Below are 18,385 nucleotides of genomic sequence, written 5' to 3' on the forward strand. Positions count from 1 at the left end.
CCTAATTTGTCTCCCTGATGACAAATTCAAAAAAAGCGGTTTTAATAATACTCAGATTGAGTATAAATATTTAACAGCGCAACTCAGGATGGAGACGATGACGATCAGAACCGTGGAATTCGACCAGCCCGCACCGGGCAGCAGCAGCCAGTGCAGCACAGGCCAGGCCTGGGCCAGGGTGCTGCCGCAGCAAGACCGCCAGCAGCAGCGCGAGACGGCGCAGCGCATCAAGGCTCTTCTCAAGGAACGCAATGCCGTCATGGTCGCCCACTACTATGTGGACGGTGCATTGCAGGACCTCGCACGCGATACCGGCGGCTGCGTGGGCGACTCCCTGGAGATGGCGCGCTTTGGTGCCAACCATCCCGCCAAGACCCTGATCGTGGCCGGCGTGCGCTTCATGGGCGAGACCGCAAAAATCCTCAGCCCCGAGAAGACCGTGCTCATGCCCGACGGCGATGCCACCTGCTCTCTGGACCTGGGCTGCCCGGCCGACGAGTTCAGCCGCTTCTGCGACGCCCACCCCGACCGCACCGTGGTCGTCTATGCCAACACCAGCGCTGCCGTCAAAGCCCGGGCCGACTGGGTGGTCACCTCGTCGGTAGGACAGGACATCGTAGCCGCCCTGCACGCGCGCGGCGAGAAAATCCTCTGGGCACCCGACCGCCACCTGGGCAGCCACATCCAGCAACAGACCGGTGCCGACATGCTGCTGTGGCAGGGCAGTTGCGTGGTCCATGACGAATTCAAGGCCGACGAGTTGCAGGCCCTGGCCAATACCCACCCCGAGGCCGCGATTCTGGTTCACCCCGAATCGCCGGCCGCCGTCACTGCGCTGGCCGATGTGGTGGGCTCCACCACCCAGCTGATCGCCGCCGTGGGCAGGCTGCCCACCGACACCTTTATCGTCGCCACCGACCAGGGCATTCTTCACGACATGCGCCAGCGCTATCCGGGCAAGCGCTTTCTGCCTGCCCCGACGGCGGGCACGGGCGGCAGCTGCAAAAGCTGCGCCTTCTGCCCCTGGATGGCCATGAACAGCCTGCCGGGCGTGGAGCGGACCCTGCTGCAAGGCAGCGGTGCCATCGAGCTTGATGCGACGCTGGGCCTGGCCGCCCGCAGGCCCATACAGCGCATGCTGGATTTTGCCGCTGCCCAGCGCCAGCCGGTACGCGCCAGTGGCGAGCTGGAACGCGATGCAGCCCTGTTCCAGAACTTCGGTCCGGCCTGAGAGAGGACAAGCACCATGCCCCAATCTCAGACTTGCAGCGATGTACTCATCATCGGCTCTGGACTTGCCGGCCTGACGCTGGCACTCAGTCTGCCCAACACACTGCGCATCACCGTGCTCAGCAAAAGCAGTGCCGACGAATGCGCCAGCGCCTGGGCCCAAGGCGGCGTTGCCGCTGTGCTGGACCCCGTCGACAGCCTGGAAGCCCATGTTCAGGACACGCTGGTCGCCGGCGCCGGCCTCTGCGACGAAGGCGCCGTGCGCCGCATCCTGGAGCAAGGCCCCCAGGCTATCGCCTGGCTGCAGGCCCTGGGTGTGCCCTTCAGCACCGATGCAGACGGCCGCCTGCACCTGACGCGCGAAGGCGGCCACAGCGCCCGGCGCATTGTGCATGCGGCCGACCGCACCGGGCAGGCCGTGCACCAGACCTTGCTGCAGGCCTGCCGGCATCTGAAGCACATCACCTTGCTGCAGCATTGCACCGCCATGGAACTGCTGCTGGACGTGCAGCAGCGCTGCGTGGGTGCCAACGTGCGCAATGCCGATGGCCAGCAGCAGCCTATGCTGGCCAGCCATACCGTGCTGGCCACGGGCGGCATGGGCCAGATCTACCCCAGCACCACCAACCCGGCCACGGCGACCGGCGACGGCATTGCCATGGCCTGGCGCGCGGGCTGTGTCGTGCGCGACCTGGAATTCATGCAGTTCCACCCCACGGCCTTGCAGGTGGGCGGCCGGTCCGTGGGCCTGGTCTCGGAAGCGCTGCGCGGCGAAGGAGCCTTGCTTTGCCTGCCGGACCGACAAGGCCAGCCCGGCGAGCACTTCATGCTGCGCCACGACCCACGCGCTGAACTAGCGCCACGCGACATCGTGGCCCGCGCCATCGACCGCGAGATGCGTGCCCACCAGCTGCCCCATGTGCTGCTGGACATCACACACCGCAGCCGCGACTGGCTGGAGCAGCATTTCCCCGGCGTCATGGCACTGTGTGCTGCGTACGGCATAGACATTGCCACCCAGCCCATCCCCGTTGCGCCCTGTGCCCACTATGCCTGCGGCGGTGTACAGGCCCATGTGGACGGCCGCACTGCCGTGGCCGGGCTATGGGCGATTGGCGAGGTGGCCCGCACCGGCCTGCATGGCGCCAATCGCCTGGCCAGCAACTCCTTGCTGGAGTGCGTGGTCATGGGCAGGTCTACCGCGCTGCGCATGGCCGAGCAGCCCTTGCACAAGCCCGCTGCCATTCCTGGCAGGCAGCGCAAGCCCGGCAAGAGCCTGAGCGCTGAAAGCCAGCAGGAGATGCGCCAATCGCTGCAGCAGCTCATGCTGCACAACGTGGGCATTGTGCGCAGCAACCACAGCCTGATTGCAGCGGCCAAGCAACTGGTGCTGTGGCGCGCTCAATGGCGCGGTGTCGACCCTGCACTGCGCAACCAGTTGGCCCTGTGCAGCCTGATGGTGGACGCGGCGCTGCAGCGCCATGCCAGCGTGGGCGCGCACTGCAATCTGGACTGGCCGGCCCTCGAAGCAGCAGCCGCCTGATCCCGCCCAGCAGCCATCCAGGAAAGCAAAAAAGCCCGCTGTATCCGCAGCGGGCTTTTTTGGCGGAGCAACAGGCCTCAGGCCTTGGGCAGGGTCACTCCATGCTGGCCCTGGTACTTGCCGTTGCGGTCCTTGTAGCTGACTTCGCATTGCTCGTCGCCCTGGAAGAACAGCACCTGGGCGCAGCCTTCGCCCGCATAGATCTTGGCCGGCAGCGGCGTGGTGTTGGAGAACTCCAGCGTCACATAGCCCTCCCACTCGGGCTCGAAGGGCGTCACGTTGACGATGATGCCGCAGCGCGCATAAGTGCTCTTGCCCAGGCAGACGGTCAGCACGTCGCGCGGGATGCGGAAATACTCCACCGTGCGGGCCAGTGCAAAGCTGTTGGGCGGGATGATGCAATAGTCACCCTCGAAGTCGACAAAGCTCTTCTCGTCAAAATTCTTGGGGTCCACCACCGTGCTATGGATATTCGTGAAGACCTTGAATTCGCGGGCGCAGCGGATGTCGTAGCCATAGCTCGAGGTGCCGTAGCTGATGATCTTCTTGCCGTCGACCTGGCGCACCTGGCCAGGCTCGAAAGGCTCGATCATGCCGTGCTGCTCCGCCATCTGACGGATCCATTTGTCGCTCTTGATGCTCATTAGAAGTCCTGTATCGCTTGATTTTTCATAGCGTTGTGCGCTCACAAATCAAGCGCAAGACCGCTATTTTGCTTGAGAAACAATGGTTTGCTCAATCAGGCGGTCATCTCCGAGGATGATCATGGCAAACAGCAGCTCGTCCAGATTGCGCGCCTGGGCCGTCTTGCGCGCCAGCAGCGGCGTGCAGCCGGGGTTGATGACGACCAGGTCGGCCTCGCAGCCGGGCTGCAGATTGCCGATCACGCCCTGCAGGCCCAGCGCACGCGCAGCGCCTGCCGTGTGCTGCCACCACAGGTTTTGCGGCGACAGGCTCTGGCCCTGCTTGGCATGGCTCTCGCGCCCCACCACATAGGCGGCCTGCATGGTGCGAAACGGCGAGAAGCTCATGCCGCCGCCCACATCGCTGGCCAGGCCGTAAAGCATGCCTGCCTGGTCGGCCTTGAGGTAGTCGAAATAGCCGCTGGCCAGAAACTGGTTGCTGGTCGGGCTGATGGCCGCTGCCGAGCGCGTGTCATGCATGAGCTGGCGGTCGGTTTCATCGAGCCAGATGCTGTGCGCATAGACGGCGCGCTCGCGCATCAGGCCGAAGTCGTCGTAGACCGCCAGATAGCTGCGCGCGGCAGGGAACAGCTCCTTGACCCAGGCAATTTCGTCAAGGTTCTCGGCCACATGGGACTGGATCCAGACATCGCCGTACCTGGCTGCCAGTTCGCCCGCACCGCGCAGCTGCTCGGGCGTGCTGGTGGGCGCGAAGCGCGGCGTGATCGCATAGCCCAGGCGGTCCACGCCATGCCAGCGCTGGATCAGGGTTTCGGTGTCGATCAGGCCCTGCTCGGTGTCGTCGCGCACGCCGTCGGGGCTGTTGCGGTCCTGCAGTACCTTGCCGGCAATCATGCGCATGCTGCGCTTTTGCGCAGCCGTCATGATGGCGTCCACCGATGCCGGATGCGAAGTCGCAAAGGCCAGCGCCGTGGTCACGCCGTTGCGCAGCAGCTCGTTCATGAAGAAATCGGCCACGCCATCGGCATATTCGCGGTCGTGGAAGCGCGACTCGTGCGGGAAGGTGTAGTTCTCCAGCCAGGGCAGCAGGCCCGGGGCCGGCGCGCCGATCACATCGGTCTGCGGGTAGTGGATATGCAGGTCGACAAAGCCCGGTGCCAGCAGCTTGCCGGGCAGGTTAATGACTTGCACGCCTTCGCGCTCAAGGTACTGGTCGGCCAGCGCCTGCCAGCTGCCCGCAGCCACCACGCGCTGCACACCTGCGGCATCGGGAGCAATCGCCAGCAAGGCGTCGGAGTCATAAACCGCTTGGCCGTCATCGGCGAAGCGCAGCAGGGCACTACGATAGATTTTCATGGACCAGAGCTTACGCGCCCGATCTTGCCTGCGGAACACGGCAGCGCTTATAGAGGCTATACGGCTGCGCGCAGGCCAGGGCTTGCGCTATCAATAACAAAGCTTGTTGCGCTTTTCATGCATTGATTTCAATGCAATTTGTATCCATAAACCAATATCAGCAAGCGATAGCAGCTATCACTTTAGGTAGTTAAACACCCGAAACCCTGCGCTGCAACACCGCCCTGCCCGCAGCCGCGTAACTAGGCGGCGCAGCTTCTGGCCACGGCCAGAAAGGCGCGCACCGCGGGCGAGTTCTCGCGCTCGCGGTAGGCCAGTGCCATGTGCACGTTTTCCTTGAAGTCGCGCAGCGCCCTGAAGGCCACGCCCGGCTGATTGAGCAGGCGGTTCGACTCGGGCAGCACCACAATGCCATACCCGGCAGCAGCCAGGCTAGTCGCCGTGACGAAGTCGTTGACGCGATAGGCCTCGCGAGCCGAAAACCCGGCCGTCTCGGCCAGCCGCGCCAACACCTCGGCAAAGCCTTCGCTTTCGTTGATGAACTGCGGCGCAATAAAGGTCTGGCCGCGCAGATCGGCCACGCTGATGGACTCATGGCGTGCCAGCGGGTGGCTCTCGGCCAGTGCCACCATGAAGGGCTCGCTGTGCACGATGACCGCCTTGACGCCCTCGGGGTAGCGTCGGCGCGGCCGCAGCAGACCGGCATCGATCTCGCCCTGCTGCAGCGCCTGCAGCTGGCGCGGCGTCTCCATGGCCAGCACCTGCATGTGCACCTGCTCATGGCCGGGGCGGAACTGCGTGAGCATGCGCGCCAGCACGCCCGAGGTCACGGACGAGGATATATAGCCCAGCTTGACATGGCCGCTCATGCCCTGGGCCGCCAGCTGCCCGATCTGCTGGGCCCGCTCCATATGGCGCAGCACGGCCACGGCTTCGTCATAAAGCAGCTCGCCCGCATCGGTCAGCGTGATGGGCTTGCGCTTGTTGCGCTGCAGCAGGCGCACGCCCAGCTGCTGCTCCAGTTGCTGCACCTGCACGCTGACGGCGGACTGGGCCACGCCCAGCTTGTCGGCGGCACGCGAGAAATGCAGCTCCTGGGCCACGGTGACGAAGTGCTCGAGTTGGCGGTAGCTGAGCATGGATTTAATCTGAAATTCTTATCAAAAAATGCATTTAACCCCGTAGATCGTATCAAACAAGAAGTGTTCAATCACACCATTCCTGATTGAAGTACCCGCCCACCATGAACGCTACTACCCCCCAGCAACTGATTCAGCCTGCCGCCTACGAGATCGCCGCTCACCCCGAGCATCCCCGCCTGCTGAAGCTGACCCTGAACACCGAAGCCCTGAACGCCTTCCTGGCCAATGTGCGCGATATCGACGTGCAGAACCTCGAGTACGTGCCTTTCATGCGCTTTCATCTGGCACGCCGCCTGAAGGCCCACATGGGTGCCGACTTTGGCGAGACCCTGGTGAACATCATCAAGGACCGCAAGCATGGCGGCTTTGTTCTGGGTCTGGAAGGCGTTAGCCAGGATAGCGACGACTACGTGAAGTTCGGCACCGCCATCGGCCATATCCTGGGCCCGGCCAACCACGACTCCATGTCCAACAAGTACTACGCACGTTTCCTGGTCAAGCACACCGACGCCAGCGACTCCTATCTGCGCCAGGCCTATCGTCTGTTCACCATGCACACCGACGGTACCTTCGTGACCGAAGCCACCGACTGGCTGCTGATGATGAAGTTCGACGAGCAGAACGCCGTGGGCGGCGAGTCGCGCTTTCTGCACCTGGACGACTGGAGCGAGCTGGACTGCTTCGTGCAGGACCCGCTGGGCGCCAAGCCCCTGCTGTACAAGGCCCCGGGCTCCAAGAACGTGAACGAGCGCGTGGAACGCCCCGTGTTCTTCCACGGCGAGTTCGGCCTGTCGATCTCCTTCATCGACCAGTTCGTGCAGCCCGCCAACGACGCCGAAGCCGAATATCTGCAGAACCTGTCCGAATCGATGGAAAATTCGCCCGGCACCCGCACCGTCAGCCTGCCCGCTGGCGACCTGGTGGTTTTGAACAACTACTTCTATGTGCATGGCCGCGCACCGTTCGAGCGTAACGAGCAACTGCACCGCGAGCTGATGCGTCAGCGCGGTACATTCGCTCAGTAAACCTTGAACACCTGATGTTTCTGTCACGCCCCCGTGCACCGCAAGTGTGCGGGGGCGCAGCCAGTTAAACCCCTGAATTTCGCTCCCGAGGCGCCCTACCATGGCATCGTCACAAGCCCCTGCTGCAAACGCAGCCTCCGCCCCCAAAGCGCAAGCCGCCTACGGCCAACGCGCAGGGCTTCCCCGTCATCTGCAGAACATTCTGTCGCTGCATGACTTCGAGGCCGCCGCACGCAAGCACCTGCCCCGCCCTCTGTTTGGCTATGTCTCCGGCGCGGCTGAAGACTGCGTCTCGCTGCAGGCCAACCGTGACAGCTTCCAGCAATACGGCTTCAGCTCCAGGGTCATGGTGGATGTGTCGCAGCGCAACCAGAAGGTCGAGCTGTTCGGCCAGACCTGGGACTCGCCATTCGGCGTAGCCCCCGTGGGCATCAGCGCCATCAATGCCTACCGAGGCGATCTGGTGCTGGCACAGACGGCGGCTGCCAACCGCATTCCCGCCATCATGAGCGGCACCTCGCTGATCCCCATGGAAGATGTAGCCAAGGCCGCACCGTCTACCTGGTTCCAGGCCTATCTGCCCGGCGACACCACGCGCATCGACGGCCTGATCGACCGCATCGAAGCCGCAGGCTTCGGCACCCTGGTCATCACCGTGGACATCCCCGTCTGGGCCAACCGCGAAAACAATGTGCGCACGGGCTTCTCCATGCCGCTGCGCCCTTCGCTTCGCCTGGCCTATGACGGCATCACCCGCCCGCGCTGGATGGTGGGCACCATGCTGCGCACGCTGATCAACCACGGCATGCCGCACTTCGAGAATTCGTTTGCCACGCGCGGCGCGCCTTTGCTGTCGGGTACCGCCATCCGCGACACCTCGGGCCGTGACCACCTGAACTGGAAGAACATCGAACGCATTCGCCAGCGCTGGAAAGGCAACCTCATCATCAAGGGCATCCTCAACGAAGACGATGCCGTGATGGCCACCGATATCGGTGCGCAAGGCATCGTGGTCTCCAACCACGGCGGCCGTCAGCTCGACGGCGTGGTCGCGCCGCTGCAGATGCTGCCCTATGTGGTGGACCGCGTGGGCCACCGCACGGCCGTGATGATGGACAGCGGCATTCGCCGCGGCAGCGATGTGCTCAAGGCCGTGGCCCTGGGCGCGCGCATGGTGTTTCTGGGCCGCCCCTTCATGTACGCAGCCGCAGTTGGCGGTGCACAGGGCGTGGACCACGCCATCACCTTGCTGCGCGACGAAGTGGACCGCAATATGGCCATGCTGGGCGCGACATCCATGGCCGAGATCACCCCAGGCTGCCTACGCGCGACGCGGGGCTGAAACCGCTCAGCCTCTAAGATAGAACGCTTGAACCATAAAAAAGGAGAGCGTCATGCCCATGTTTGTAGACCACTCGCCCCCTGGCGAGTGCATTTTCTGCAAGCTCGTCAAAGGGGAGATTCCATCGGCCAAGGTCTATGAGGATGATCTGACCATCGCCTTCATGGACATCGGCCAGGCCACGCGCGGCCATGTGCTGGTAGCCAGCAAGCGCCATGCCGTCAATCTGCTGGAGCTGACGCCCGAGGAAGCCGGCGCGGTGATGCAGACGGCCCAGCGCGTGGCGGCTGCGGTGAACAAGGCTTTCGATCCAGACGGCATCAATATCTTCCAGGCCAATGGCGCGCCTGCGGGGCAGACGGTGTTCCACTTTCATCTGCATGTGCTGCCGCGTTTCGAGGGCGATGGCCTGTCCGTGGTCTGGAAGCGCGAGGAGCCTGGCTTTGCGGCACTGGGAGAGTTGGCTGAGCGCATCAAGGCCCAGCTTTCCTGAAGCAAGCCACTGATAAAAAAAGAGCTGTCAGCGCTTGATATTCATAGATTTCAGATAGAAAACCATCTGAAATCCACATATAGCAAGCGCTAGAAGCTCCTATTTTTAAGCCGAAAATTGCGCGAATATTGCATCCAGCTTTGCAATCCACTCGGCCTTCTGCGCCTCGCTGGCAAAGCTCGCTTCCAGGCTGTTGCGCGCCAGCTGGTAGGCCTCGGGCGCGCCCATGCCCGTGGCAGCAAATAGCTGGGTGTAGTTTTCGTTGACATAGCCGCCGAAATAGGCAGGGTCGTCCGAGTTGATCATGACCTTGAGCCCGGCCGCCAGCAGGCGCGGCAAATTGTGATCGGCCAGGTCCTTGATCACGCAGAGCTTGAGATTGGACAAAGGGCAGACCGTCAGCGGAATCTGCTCCTTGACCAGCCTCTGCATCAGCAGCGCATCCTGCTCTGATTGCACGCCATGGTCGATGCGCTCCACATTCAGCACATCAAGAGCACCCCAGATATAGGCAGGCGGCCCCTCCTCCCCGGCATGGGCCACCAGGTGCAGGCCCAGTTGCTTGCAGCGCGCAAAAACGCGGGCGAACTTTTCGGGCGGATTGCCCAGCTCGCTGCTGTCCAGCCCCACGCCGATGAAGCGGTCACGCAGCGGCAGCGCGGCCTCCAGCGTCTGCAGGGCGCTTTCTTCGCTCAGATGGCGCAGAAAGCTCAGGATCAGCGAGGAGGAAATGCCCTGCTCGATCTGCGCATCGCGGCAGGCGCGGTAAAGACCGTTGATGATGGTCTCCATGGCCACGCCGCGCTCGGTGTGGGTCTGCGGGTCAAAGAAGATTTCCGTGTGCACCACATTGTCGGCCACGGCGCGGTCCAGATAGGCGCGCGCCATGTCGTAGAAGTCCTGCTCGTGCAGCAGCACGCTGGCACCCGCGTAATAGATGTCCAGAAAGCTCTGCAGATCGGTAAAGGCATAGGCCGCGCGCAGAGCTTCCACGCTGTCATAGGCCAGAGCCACCTTGTTGCGCTGCGCCAGCGCAAAAATCAGTTCGGGCTCCAGCGAACCCTCGATATGCATATGCAGCTCGGCCTTGGGCATGGCTCGCAGCAGCTCCGGCAGACGGGAAACATCTACGGCAGGCACGGTGTTCATCTTTATTCTCCTTGGCGCTACGCGCCATTCAATGTCTAGCCTATCAAACCGGCGCAGCTCAAGCCATATGGCCAGCCCCGACGAGTCTGTGACTTCGGCCAGGCGGCCACAAGCCCTTGGCGCGGCCTCCCGGCGAGCCGCATGGACGCCAGGCCGGGCAGGCCTGTCTCAGCAGGTTCCGAAGGCGATCTCCTGGGCCTTCAGGAAACGGCGATAAGCCGACGACATGCGGTCGGCCGCCGAGTGCATTTCTGCGCGCGGATCCAGCGGCAGGGCCTTGGGCAGTTGCGACTCCAGCACAGGCTGGTCCTGCACAAAGATGGTGTGCTGGAAGGTCTGCAACTGCTCATCGGTCGATTCGAAGTCCGCGACCGCCAGACGGAACCAGACGCGGCTGGTTTCGGGAGTGACAGGGCAGATGAACAGGCCGATCTGCTCACGCCAGCCCTGTTTGGAAGTGCCCTCTTCGGGAATCTTGGTCAGCACGGCAGTGTAGGCCGCGGTCACCTCGTAGGTGTACTCCACCTCGGCCGCCTGGGTGGAGTGCAGATTGGACTGGGGCTGCACGGCCTTGCAGCCTGTCGCCAGCACGCCGGTGGAGGTGCTCTCCACCTTGTAAGTGGCAATGACCGTGGCGTCACGGCTGCCCAGCCAGCCTTCGTGCACAAAGCCGAAGTGGGACATGTCGAGGAAGTTCTCGATGATGCGCGGTGCACTGGCCGCCACATCGTAAGGCCCGCAGTTCACCTTGCGCAGATGTTCATCCGTCTCGGCAGCGAACACGGGCAGCTGGCTGCCGGAAGACTCCAGGCGCACCCAGATCAGTCCGTAGGCTTCCTGCACCTCGAAGGCCCGTACGCGCTGCGATGCGGGGGGAGTGAAATCGGGCACGGCGGGCACTTTCACGCATTGGCCACCGGAGGAGAATTGCCAGCCGTGATAGGGGCACTCCAGATGTCCGTTCTCCACGCGCCCCATGGACAGGCGTGCACCGCGATGCGGGCAGCGATCCACAAAGGACTGCACCAATCCCTCGGTATTGCGCCACAGCACCAGCGGCTGTTCCAGCAGCAGCACGGAAAACGGCGCGCTCACCACCTCGGAGGATTGGGCAACAGGATGCCAGAGGGTACGTTCAGTCATGGGGATACTCGTCATTATCGAAATACAAAGGGCCGCTCTGCGGCGGCCCTGTCGCTGCAAGTCGTGTCTGGACGACTGCTAACAGCCAACACTACCCGGCAAACCCGGGGTCTGCCTTGAAGACATGCGCCACAGGCCGCAATCGGTGCGACGAGGCGGCGCGATGCCTGATCAGCAGTGCTTACTTGGCGTCGCCGCCGGGCACTTTGCCTTCCACGCCCTTGACGTAGAAATTGATGCCTTTGAGGAAACCGTCATCGGCAACCTTGTCGACAGCGATCAGTTCCTTGCCGTCCTGGCCGGTGATAGGGCCCTTCCAGATGGTGAATGTACCTTCCTTCAGTCCCTTTTTCACGTCCTCAACCTTTGCCTTGAGGTCGGCTGGAATGTCGTCAGCCAGTGAAACGATGTCGATCACGCCTTCCTTGACGCCCCACCAGGTCTGGCGGCTGCTCCACTTTCCTTCCAGCGCGCTGCGGGTGGAGTCGATGTAGTAAGGCGCCCAGTTGATGATGGACGAGCCCAGGTGAGCCTTGGGACCATAGGCAGTCATGTCCGAATCCCAGCCGAAGGCACGCTTGCCCTTTTCCTCGGCCGTCTTCAGCACCGCCGGCGAATCGGTGTTCTGGAACAGGATGTCGGCGCCGCCGTTGATCAGGCTGGTCGCAGCTTCGGTCTCCTTGGGAGGGCTGAACCATTCGTTGACCCAGACCACCTTGGTCTTGATCTTGGGATTCACGGACTGGGCGCCCAGGGTGAAGCTGTTGATATTGCGGATCACTTCGGGAATAGGCACCGAGCCCACCACGCCCAGGGTGTTGGACTTGGTCATGCCACCGGCAATGATGCCGGCCAGATAGGCACCTTCGTAAGTGCGGCTGTCATAGGTGCTGACATTGGCGGCGGTCTTGTAGCCGGTGGCGTGTTCCCACTTCACATCGGCGAATTCGGGGGCCAGCTTCTGGATCACGTCCATATAGCCGAAGGTGGTACCGAACACCAGCTTGTTGCCCTGCGAGGCCATGTCGCGCAGCACGCGCTCGGCATCGGCACCTTCGGGCACGCTCTCCACATAGCTGGTCTTGATCTTGTCACCGAACTCTTTTTCCAGGGCTTTGCGGGCCTGGTCATGGGCAAAGGACCAACCACCGTCGCCCACCGGGCCGACATAAGCAAAAGCAATCTTCAGAGGTTCGGGAGCAGCGGCCGCAGGAGCGGCAGCGGGGGCTGCTGCCGGCGCAGCTGCTTCTTCCTTCTTGCCGCAGCCCACTAGAGCGGCCGAGGCAATAGCCGTCAGTGCGGCGACCTTGATCAATGAACGCTTGTGCAAATCAGTCATTAAAGTTTCCTTGGAACAAAGAGTGAGGTTTGAAACCGACAGGAGCGCAAGCCCATGGATACCGGTTACACCTTGGGCAATATATGCATAAACTGCGCCAAATTGCAGATAGGTATCCTGAAAACGACAGCGCAAAAAGAAAGGCCCCTAGGGGCCTTTGATCGGACGCAGCTCAGGCGCCCCGCAAACAGTGCTTATTTGGCACCGGGCACATTGCCCTCGATACCGTTCACATAGAAGTTGATGCTGCGCAGCCAGGCGTCATCGGCAACCTTGCCGGCTTCCAGCAGTTCCTTGCCGGTGTTGTCCTTGATGGGACCGGTCCAGACGGCGAAGGAGCCGTCCTTCAGGCCGGCGCGAGCCTTCTCAACCTTGTCCTTGATTTCCTGGGGCACGTCGTCAGCGATCTTCTTCAGGTCGATGGCGCCTTCCTTCACACCCCACCAGAAGTTGCCGGTCTGCCACTTGCCTGCCAGCGTGTCTTCCACCACCTTGCTGTAGTAAGGAGTCCAGTCGATCACGGCCGAGCCCAGATGAGCCTTGGGCGCGAAGCCGCTCATGTCGCCGTCCTTGCCGAAGGCACGGGCACCGCGCTCCTCGGCCGTCTTCAGCACGGCTGGAGAATTGGTGTTCTGGTACATCACATCCACGCCGCCGTTGATCAGGCTGTTGGCGGCTTCGGATTCCTTGGGAGGAGCGAACCACTCGTTCACCCAGACCACCTTGGCCTTGATGGAGGGGTCGATGCTCTGAGCGCCCAGCACAAAGCTGTTGATGTTACGCACCACTTCGGGGATTGGCACCGAAGCCACCACGCCCACAGTCTTGGTCTTGGTCATGGCACCCGCCACGATGCCGGCCAGATAAGCGCCTTCAAAGGTCTTGGTGTCGTACACGGCTGCGTTGTCGGCCGTCTTGTAGCCGGTGGCGTGCTCGAACTTCACATCCTTGACGTCAGCGGCGACCTTTTGCACAAAGTCCTGATAGCCGAAGCTGGTGGCGAAGACCAGCTTGTTGCCCTGACCGATCATGTCGCGCATCACGCGCTCGGCGTCTGCAGACTCTGGCACGCTCTCGACCATGGAAGTCTCGATCTTGTCGCCGAACTTCTCCTGGATGGCCTTGCGGCCCAGCTCGTGCTGGAAGGTCCAGCCGCCGTCGCCGATGGGGCTCACATACATGAAGCCGATCTTGAGCTTGTCAGCAGCAGGAGCCGCCGCAGGTGCGGCGGCAGGAGCTGCAGGTGCTTCTTCCTTCTTGCCGCAAGCGGTCAGCACAGCCATGGAAACAGCCGACAGGCCGATCATCTTGATCAGAGCGCGTTTGCCCAGAGTTGTCATTGAAGTTGTCCTCTCATTATTTTTGAAAAACGGATTGCACCACATTTGGGCATCACGCTCCAGGGTAGAAGGGTTTTCCCAGGGAAGCCGGCATATTGGCTCGAATCCAGGTCGGATTCCGGGAGATCAGCACCAGCACCACGATGGTGGCCAGATACGGCAGCATGGACAGAATCTGGCTAGGCACCTGAACCCCTGTGGCCTGCAGATGGAACTGCAACATGGTCACGCCGCCAAACAGATAGGCGCCCAGCAGGACGCGAGCCGGCCGCCAGGTCGCAAAAGTCGTCAGCGCCAGAGCAATCCAGCCTCGACCCGACACCATGTTCTCCACCCACAGCGGCGTGTAGACCACCGAGATGAACGCCCCCGCCAGACCGCACATGGCACCGCCAAACATCACGGCCATCAGACGGATGCGGCGCACAGGGTAGCCCAGGGCATGGGCTGACGAGGGCGACTCGCCGACCGAACGCAACACCAGGCCCGCACGCGTGCGGTACAGAAACCAGACCATCAGGGCAGCCAGCACGATGGCGCCGTAGACCAGCGGGTGCAGCGTGAACAAGGCCGGGCCCACGACCGGCAGATCTGCCAGGCCCGGGATGGAGTACTTGGGCAGCTCGGGCAGCTTGGCCTGCACATAGCCCAGGCCCACGAAAGCCGAGAAGCCCGCGCCGAACAGCGAAAGTGCAAGACCGGTTGCGTACTGATTGGTGTTGAACCAGATCACCAGTCCCCCGAAGATGGCGGCCAGCAAGGCCCCTGCCAGCATGCCCGCGCCAAAGCCCATCCAGGTATTGCCGGTGTGCACGGTAGCAGCAAAACCGGCAATGGCGGCGCAAAGCATCATGCCTTCGGCACCGAGATTGACGATGCCCGATTTTTCATTGATCAGCAGGCCCAGGGCCGCCAGCGCCAGAACGGTGCCGGCGCTGAGGGTGGAGCCCAGCAGCAGTGCATAGGATTCCATGGATCAGGCTCCCTTAACTGCAGAAATGGCGCTGCCGGCTTTTTTTGCCACCCAGCGGATGCGATAGGCCACCAGCGTGTCGCAGGCCAGCAGCGCGAACAGCAGCAGTCCCTGGAAGACGCCGGTCAGCGCCTTGGGCAGGCCCAGACGCGACTGCGCCAGCTCGCCACCGATATAAAACATGCTCATGAGAATGGCCGAGAAAATCATGCCCACAGGATGCAGGCGCCCCACAAAGGCCACGATGATGGCCGCAAAGCCGTAGCCGGCGGGCACATAGGGCGTGAGCTGACCCAGAGGGCCAGCGACTTCCAGCGCTCCCGCCAGACCGGCTGTGGCGCCGGAGATCAGCAACGCCGTCCACAGCGCCTTGCGCGAGGAAAAGCCGGCATAGCGTGCCGCCGACGGCGCCAGGCCGCCGACTTGCAAGGCAAAACCTGCACGCGTGCGAAACAGAAACGCCCACAGCAGACCGGCACCCACCAGCGAGATGATGACGCCGATATTCATGCGCATGCCCTGCACCAGCCGAGGAATCTGCGTGACGCGCTCAAAGCTCTTGGTCTGCGGGAAGTTGTATCCCATGGGGTCCTTCCAGGGACCATAGACCAGATAGCCCAGCACCAGCGTGCCCACATAGACCAGCATCAGGCTGACCAGAATCTCGTTGGCGTTGAAGCGGTCGCGCAGCAAGGCCACGATGCCCGCCCAGAGCATGCCGCCGAGCATGCCGGCGATCAGGATGGCCGGCACGATCCAGGGCCCTGTGGTCTTGTCAGCCAGCAAGGCAATGCCGCCTGCAGCCACCGCCCCGATGACGAACTGGCCTTCGGCACCGATATTCCAGACATTGGAGCGAAAGCATACGGCCAGCCCCAGCGCAATCAGCAGCAAAGGCGTGGCCTTGACAGCCAGCTCGCCCAGGGCATAGCCCGACTTGATGGGTTCCCAGAAAAAGGCCTGCAAGCCCTTGACCGGATCCTTGCCCAGCAGGGCGAACAGGCAGACCCCTACCAGCACGGTGATCAGCAACGCCAGAATCGGCGAGCCATAGGTCCAGAACTTCGATGCCTGGGGGCGTTGTTCCAGCTTAAGCATGGGCACCTCCCTGCACGACTGCCGCATCCCACAGGCCGCTCATCCATTCACCAATCTGCTGCACCGTGGCAGCTGTTCTATCCACCGAGGGGCTCAGGCGGCCCTTGGCCACCACATGCAGGCGGTCACAAATCTCAAACAACTCGTCCAACTCCTCACTGACCACCAGCACGGCACAACCCTGATCGCGCAGCTTGAGAATCTCGCCCCGAATCTGCGCCGCAGCCCCCACATCCACCCCCCAGGTGGGCTGAGAGATGATGAGCAGACGCGGCCTGGCATCGATTTCACGACCCACGATGAACTTCTGCAGATTGCCGCCCGACAGCGACTGCGCGGCCGAGTTCGGACCGCCGGCCTTGACGTTGAAGCGGCCGATGATGTCCCGCGCCTGCGCCTGCAGCGCCGCCATGCGAATCCAGCCGCCCTTGCCCACTGCGGTCTTGCGCGTCAGCAACAGGTTGTGGGCCAGGCCCATGCTGGGCACGGCACCGCGCCCCAGGCGCTCTTCAGGCACAAAGTGCAGGCCCATGCCACGGCGCCGACTCGGCCCCATGCGTCCCACGCCCTTGCCCAGCAACTGCACGGCCTCGGCCTCGGCGCGTGTGTCCTCGCCGGACAGCGCATACATCAGCTCTTTCTGACCGTTGCCGGAGACGCCTGCAATACCGACGACTTCGCCCGCACGCACCTGCAGCGCAATGCTCTGCAGATCGACACCGAAGGGGTCCTGGCTCCTGAGCGTCAGCCCCTGCACACGCAGCACCGTATCGCCGGTATTGGCCGTGCGGTGCTCCAGCTCCGGCGGCTCCGAGCCGATCATCATGCGCGACAGCGAAGCATTGGTCTCGTTGGCCGGGTTGCACTCCCCCGTCACCACACCGCCGCGCAGCACCGTACAGGCCGTGCACAGCGAGCGGATTTCATGCAGCTTGTGGCTGATATAGAGGATGGAGCAGCCTTCCGCAGCCAGGCGGCGCAGCACCACAAACAGCATCTCCACCGCCTGGGGCGTGAGCACCGAGGTGGGTTCGTCCAGAATCAGCACGCGGGGATTGGTCAGCAGGGCGCGGATGATTTCCACACGCTGCATCTCGCCGACGGAAAGCGTGTGCACGGGGCGATGCGGGTCCACCTCCAGACCGTAATCGCGGGCCGTAGCCTGAATGTTCTCGATCACCTTGGCCAGTGCAATGCTCTTGTCCAGGCCCAGCCAGACGTTCTCGGCCACGGTCAGCGTGTCGAACAGGCTGAAATGCTGGAACACCATGGCAATGCCCAGTGCCCGGGCTTCCTGCGGATTGCGGATCTGCACCGGCTTGCCGTCGACCAGGATGGCTCCCTCGTCAGGCTTGACCGCACCGTAGATGATCTTCATCAGCGTGGACTTGCCAGCGCCGTTTTCGCCCAGGATGGCGTGGATCTCGCCGGGCTTAACTTTCAGCGATACCTTGCTGTTTGCAACCACAGCCGGGTACCGCTTGGTAATACCCTCCAGCTGCAAACGCGCAGGCGCACTCGCAGATGGGGAATGTGTCGGGGGGGGATTCATCGCTGGATTGTCTCTCAATTCAAATAACAAATTGACTCAAACAGGCTCTATGCGCTGAACAGGAATACGATACAAGCTATTGATTTCGCAGCGTTAGTGCAACGTTGCGAACCACCTCTCGCAGCCAGCGTGTGGCGGCTCCGGCATGCGAACGCGCATGCCAGAGCTGGTAATAGACCAACGGAGGGAATTCCACGGGGCAAGGCAGTATGGCCAGGGACAGACGTTCGCTGAAACGCTCACAGAACAATCTGCCCGAGGTCATGACAAGCAAGCTTGATGCCACCATGTCGGGAATCAGGCTGAAATGCGCGCAGCGTGCCACCACCTGGCGGCTCAAGCCCATGCCTGCCAATTGTTCGTCTATCACGCCCAGGGCACCGGGATAGGCCGGGGTTGGCGCAATGTGCTCGGCCTGCAGCCATTGCTGTACATCCCAGCCCCTGCGCACTGCCGGATGCTTGGGACTGACCAGACAGACCACCTCGTCCTCGAACAGCTTGGCCATGTGCAGGCCTTCCGGTGGCTGCGGCCAGTTTCCGATGACGACGTCGATCTCGCCATCGGCCAGTTGCCCCTCGTAATGCGCCTCGGCGCTCAGCGGCAGAAAGTCCACCGGGCAATGCGGGGCCTGTGCCTTCATGGCCGACATCAGCCGCGGCAGGAACTGGGGATCCAGATAGTCGCTGGCCGCAATGCGGAAGGTACGAGTCGAGGTGCGCGGGTCAAACTGCCGCGCATCGCTGAACAGCCCCTCGGCCGCACGCAGAATGTCTGCCGAGGGTTGCACCATGCGCAGCCCCACATCGGTAGGCTGCATCTGTGCCCCGGAGCGCACCAGCAAAGGGTCGCCAGCGAGCTCGCGCAGACGCCGCAGTGCTGCAGACACCGCCGGCTGGTGCATGCCCAGTCGCAGCGCTGCCCTGGAGACGCTACGCTCCGTCAGCACCGTGTGCAGCACCCTGATCAGGTGCAAATCTATCTTGTCGAACAAGGTCTGGTCACGCATAGGTCAC

General features: G+C 62.7%; 16 protein-coding genes. 5 read left to right on the forward strand and 11 right to left on the reverse strand.

From position 1 onward, the window contains the following. Positions 1–97 precede the first annotated feature (97 nt). Entirely contained in the window at positions 98–1,231 is a 1,134-nt protein-coding gene (gene nadA / locus CSE6_RS15960; RefSeq protein ID WP_059441006.1) for a quinolinate synthase NadA, read from the forward strand. A 15-nt stretch (positions 1,232–1,246) separates the two neighbouring features. Next, entirely contained in the window at positions 1,247–2,773 is a 1,527-nt protein-coding gene (gene nadB / locus CSE6_RS15965; RefSeq protein WP_059440957.1) for an L-aspartate oxidase, read from the forward strand. A gap of 77 nt (positions 2,774–2,850) precedes the next feature. Here the strand turns inward: nadB and dcd are convergent, their stop codons facing one another. The 3 genes from dcd to CSE6_RS15980 form a co-directional block, all read right to left on the reverse strand. Continuing rightward, positions 2,851–3,417, reverse strand: coding sequence for a dCTP deaminase (dcd, locus tag CSE6_RS15970; protein WP_003052512.1), 567 nt, complete (start codon positions 3,415–3,417; stop codon positions 2,851–2,853). A gap of 63 nt (positions 3,418–3,480) precedes the next feature. After that, the gene (gene guaD, locus CSE6_RS15975; protein WP_034380513.1) at positions 3,481–4,773 is read right to left on the reverse strand and encodes a guanine deaminase; all 1,293 of its coding nucleotides are present in this window, start codon (positions 4,771–4,773) and stop codon (positions 3,481–3,483) included. A 242-nt stretch (positions 4,774–5,015) separates the two neighbouring features. Continuing rightward, a complete protein-coding gene (locus tag CSE6_RS15980; RefSeq protein WP_059440958.1) occupies positions 5,016–5,912 on the reverse strand; it encodes a LysR family transcriptional regulator in 897 nt (298 codons plus the stop codon). A gap of 104 nt (positions 5,913–6,016) precedes the next feature. On the opposite strand from CSE6_RS15980, the gene glaH reads away from it, so the two are divergent. The 3 genes from glaH to CSE6_RS15995 all read left to right on the forward strand — a co-directional run bounded on the left by glaH (position 6,017) and on the right by CSE6_RS15995 (position 8,775). After that, the gene (gene glaH, locus CSE6_RS15985; RefSeq protein WP_059440959.1) at positions 6,017–6,940 is read left to right on the forward strand and encodes a glutarate dioxygenase GlaH; all 924 of its coding nucleotides are present in this window, start codon (positions 6,017–6,019) and stop codon (positions 6,938–6,940) included. 100 nt (positions 6,941–7,040) lie between these two features. After that, positions 7,041–8,282, forward strand: a complete 1,242-nt coding sequence (locus CSE6_RS15990) for an alpha-hydroxy acid oxidase (RefSeq protein WP_059440960.1) — start codon at positions 7,041–7,043, stop codon at positions 8,280–8,282. Positions 8,283–8,334: 52 nt separating this feature from the next. After that, on the forward strand, positions 8,335–8,775 hold the full coding sequence (locus CSE6_RS15995; protein ID WP_034353633.1) for an HIT family protein: 441 nt from the start codon (positions 8,335–8,337) through the stop codon (positions 8,773–8,775). Positions 8,776–8,880: 105 nt separating this feature from the next. Here CSE6_RS15995 and CSE6_RS16000 read toward each other — a convergent pair whose 3' ends face one another. The 8 genes from CSE6_RS16000 to CSE6_RS16035 all read right to left on the reverse strand — a co-directional run bounded on the left by CSE6_RS16000 (position 8,881) and on the right by CSE6_RS16035 (position 18,378). Further along, positions 8,881–9,924 (reverse strand): adenosine deaminase, encoded by a 1,044-nt coding sequence (locus CSE6_RS16000; protein WP_059440961.1) that lies wholly within the window; start codon positions 9,922–9,924, stop codon positions 8,881–8,883. Positions 9,925–10,092: 168 nt separating this feature from the next. Further along, positions 10,093–11,067, reverse strand: a complete 975-nt coding sequence (locus CSE6_RS16005; RefSeq protein WP_059440962.1) for an aromatic ring-hydroxylating dioxygenase subunit alpha — start codon at positions 11,065–11,067, stop codon at positions 10,093–10,095. Between the two features lie 181 nt (positions 11,068–11,248). Further along, on the reverse strand, positions 11,249–12,406 hold the full coding sequence (locus tag CSE6_RS16010) for a BMP family ABC transporter substrate-binding protein (protein WP_059440963.1): 1,158 nt from the start codon (positions 12,404–12,406) through the stop codon (positions 11,249–11,251). 194 nt (positions 12,407–12,600) lie between these two features. Continuing rightward, positions 12,601–13,746, reverse strand: a complete 1,146-nt coding sequence (locus CSE6_RS16015) for a BMP family ABC transporter substrate-binding protein (RefSeq protein ID WP_059440964.1) — start codon at positions 13,744–13,746, stop codon at positions 12,601–12,603. Positions 13,747–13,798: 52 nt separating this feature from the next. Continuing rightward, positions 13,799–14,719: an ABC transporter permease gene (locus CSE6_RS16020; RefSeq protein ID WP_003052482.1), complete on the reverse strand. Its 921-nt coding sequence runs from the start codon at positions 14,717–14,719 to the stop codon at positions 13,799–13,801. A 3-nt stretch (positions 14,720–14,722) separates the two neighbouring features. Continuing rightward, positions 14,723–15,817: an ABC transporter permease gene (locus CSE6_RS16025; protein WP_034409601.1), complete on the reverse strand. Its 1,095-nt coding sequence runs from the start codon at positions 15,815–15,817 to the stop codon at positions 14,723–14,725. After that, positions 15,810–17,369, reverse strand: coding sequence for an ABC transporter ATP-binding protein (locus CSE6_RS16030; RefSeq protein ID WP_034409603.1), 1,560 nt, complete (start codon positions 17,367–17,369; stop codon positions 15,810–15,812). Before CSE6_RS16030 ends, CSE6_RS16025 begins: the two co-directional genes overlap by 8 nt. Positions 17,370–17,445: 76 nt before the next feature. Beyond that, positions 17,446–18,378 (reverse strand): LysR family transcriptional regulator, encoded by a 933-nt coding sequence (locus CSE6_RS16035; protein WP_003067150.1) that lies wholly within the window; start codon positions 18,376–18,378, stop codon positions 17,446–17,448. Positions 18,379–18,385: the final 7 nt, after the last annotated feature.

Source organism: Comamonas sp. E6 (assembly GCF_001010305.1).
Classification (GTDB): Bacteria; Pseudomonadota; Gammaproteobacteria; order Burkholderiales; family Burkholderiaceae_C; genus Comamonas; species Comamonas thiooxydans.

Bases quoted from the DNA above. Each gene is read 5' to 3' on its own strand.
- CSE6_RS16025 (WP_034409601.1), bottom strand. From the start codon at position 15,817: ATGCTTAAGCTGGAACAACGCCCCCAGGCATCGAAGTTCTGGACCTAT.
- dcd (WP_003052512.1), bottom strand. From the start codon at position 3,417: ATGAGCATCAAGAGCGACAAATGGATCCGTCAGATGGCGGAGCAGCAC.
- guaD (WP_034380513.1), bottom strand. From the start codon at position 4,773: ATGAAAATCTATCGTAGTGCCCTGCTGCGCTTCGCCGATGACGGCCAA.
- CSE6_RS16030 (WP_034409603.1), bottom strand. From the start codon at position 17,369: ATGAATCCCCCCCCGACACATTCCCCATCTGCGAGTGCGCCTGCGCGT.
- CSE6_RS16020 (WP_003052482.1), bottom strand. From the start codon at position 14,719: ATGGAATCCTATGCACTGCTGCTGGGCTCCACCCTCAGCGCCGGCACC.
- glaH (WP_059440959.1), top strand. From the start codon at position 6,017: ATGAACGCTACTACCCCCCAGCAACTGATTCAGCCTGCCGCCTACGAG.
- CSE6_RS16000 (WP_059440961.1), bottom strand. From the start codon at position 9,924: ATGAACACCGTGCCTGCCGTAGATGTTTCCCGTCTGCCGGAGCTGCTG.
- CSE6_RS15980 (WP_059440958.1), bottom strand. From the start codon at position 5,912: ATGCTCAGCTACCGCCAACTCGAGCACTTCGTCACCGTGGCCCAGGAG.
- nadA (WP_059441006.1), top strand. From the start codon at position 98: ATGACGATCAGAACCGTGGAATTCGACCAGCCCGCACCGGGCAGCAGC.
- CSE6_RS16035 (WP_003067150.1), bottom strand. From the start codon at position 18,378: ATGCGTGACCAGACCTTGTTCGACAAGATAGATTTGCACCTGATCAGG.
- CSE6_RS16010 (WP_059440963.1), bottom strand. From the start codon at position 12,406: ATGACTGATTTGCACAAGCGTTCATTGATCAAGGTCGCCGCACTGACG.
- nadB (WP_059440957.1), top strand. From the start codon at position 1,247: ATGCCCCAATCTCAGACTTGCAGCGATGTACTCATCATCGGCTCTGGA.
- CSE6_RS15990 (WP_059440960.1), top strand. From the start codon at position 7,041: ATGGCATCGTCACAAGCCCCTGCTGCAAACGCAGCCTCCGCCCCCAAA.
- CSE6_RS16005 (WP_059440962.1), bottom strand. From the start codon at position 11,067: ATGACTGAACGTACCCTCTGGCATCCTGTTGCCCAATCCTCCGAGGTG.
- CSE6_RS15995 (WP_034353633.1), top strand. From the start codon at position 8,335: ATGCCCATGTTTGTAGACCACTCGCCCCCTGGCGAGTGCATTTTCTGC.
- CSE6_RS16015 (WP_059440964.1), bottom strand. From the start codon at position 13,746: ATGACAACTCTGGGCAAACGCGCTCTGATCAAGATGATCGGCCTGTCG.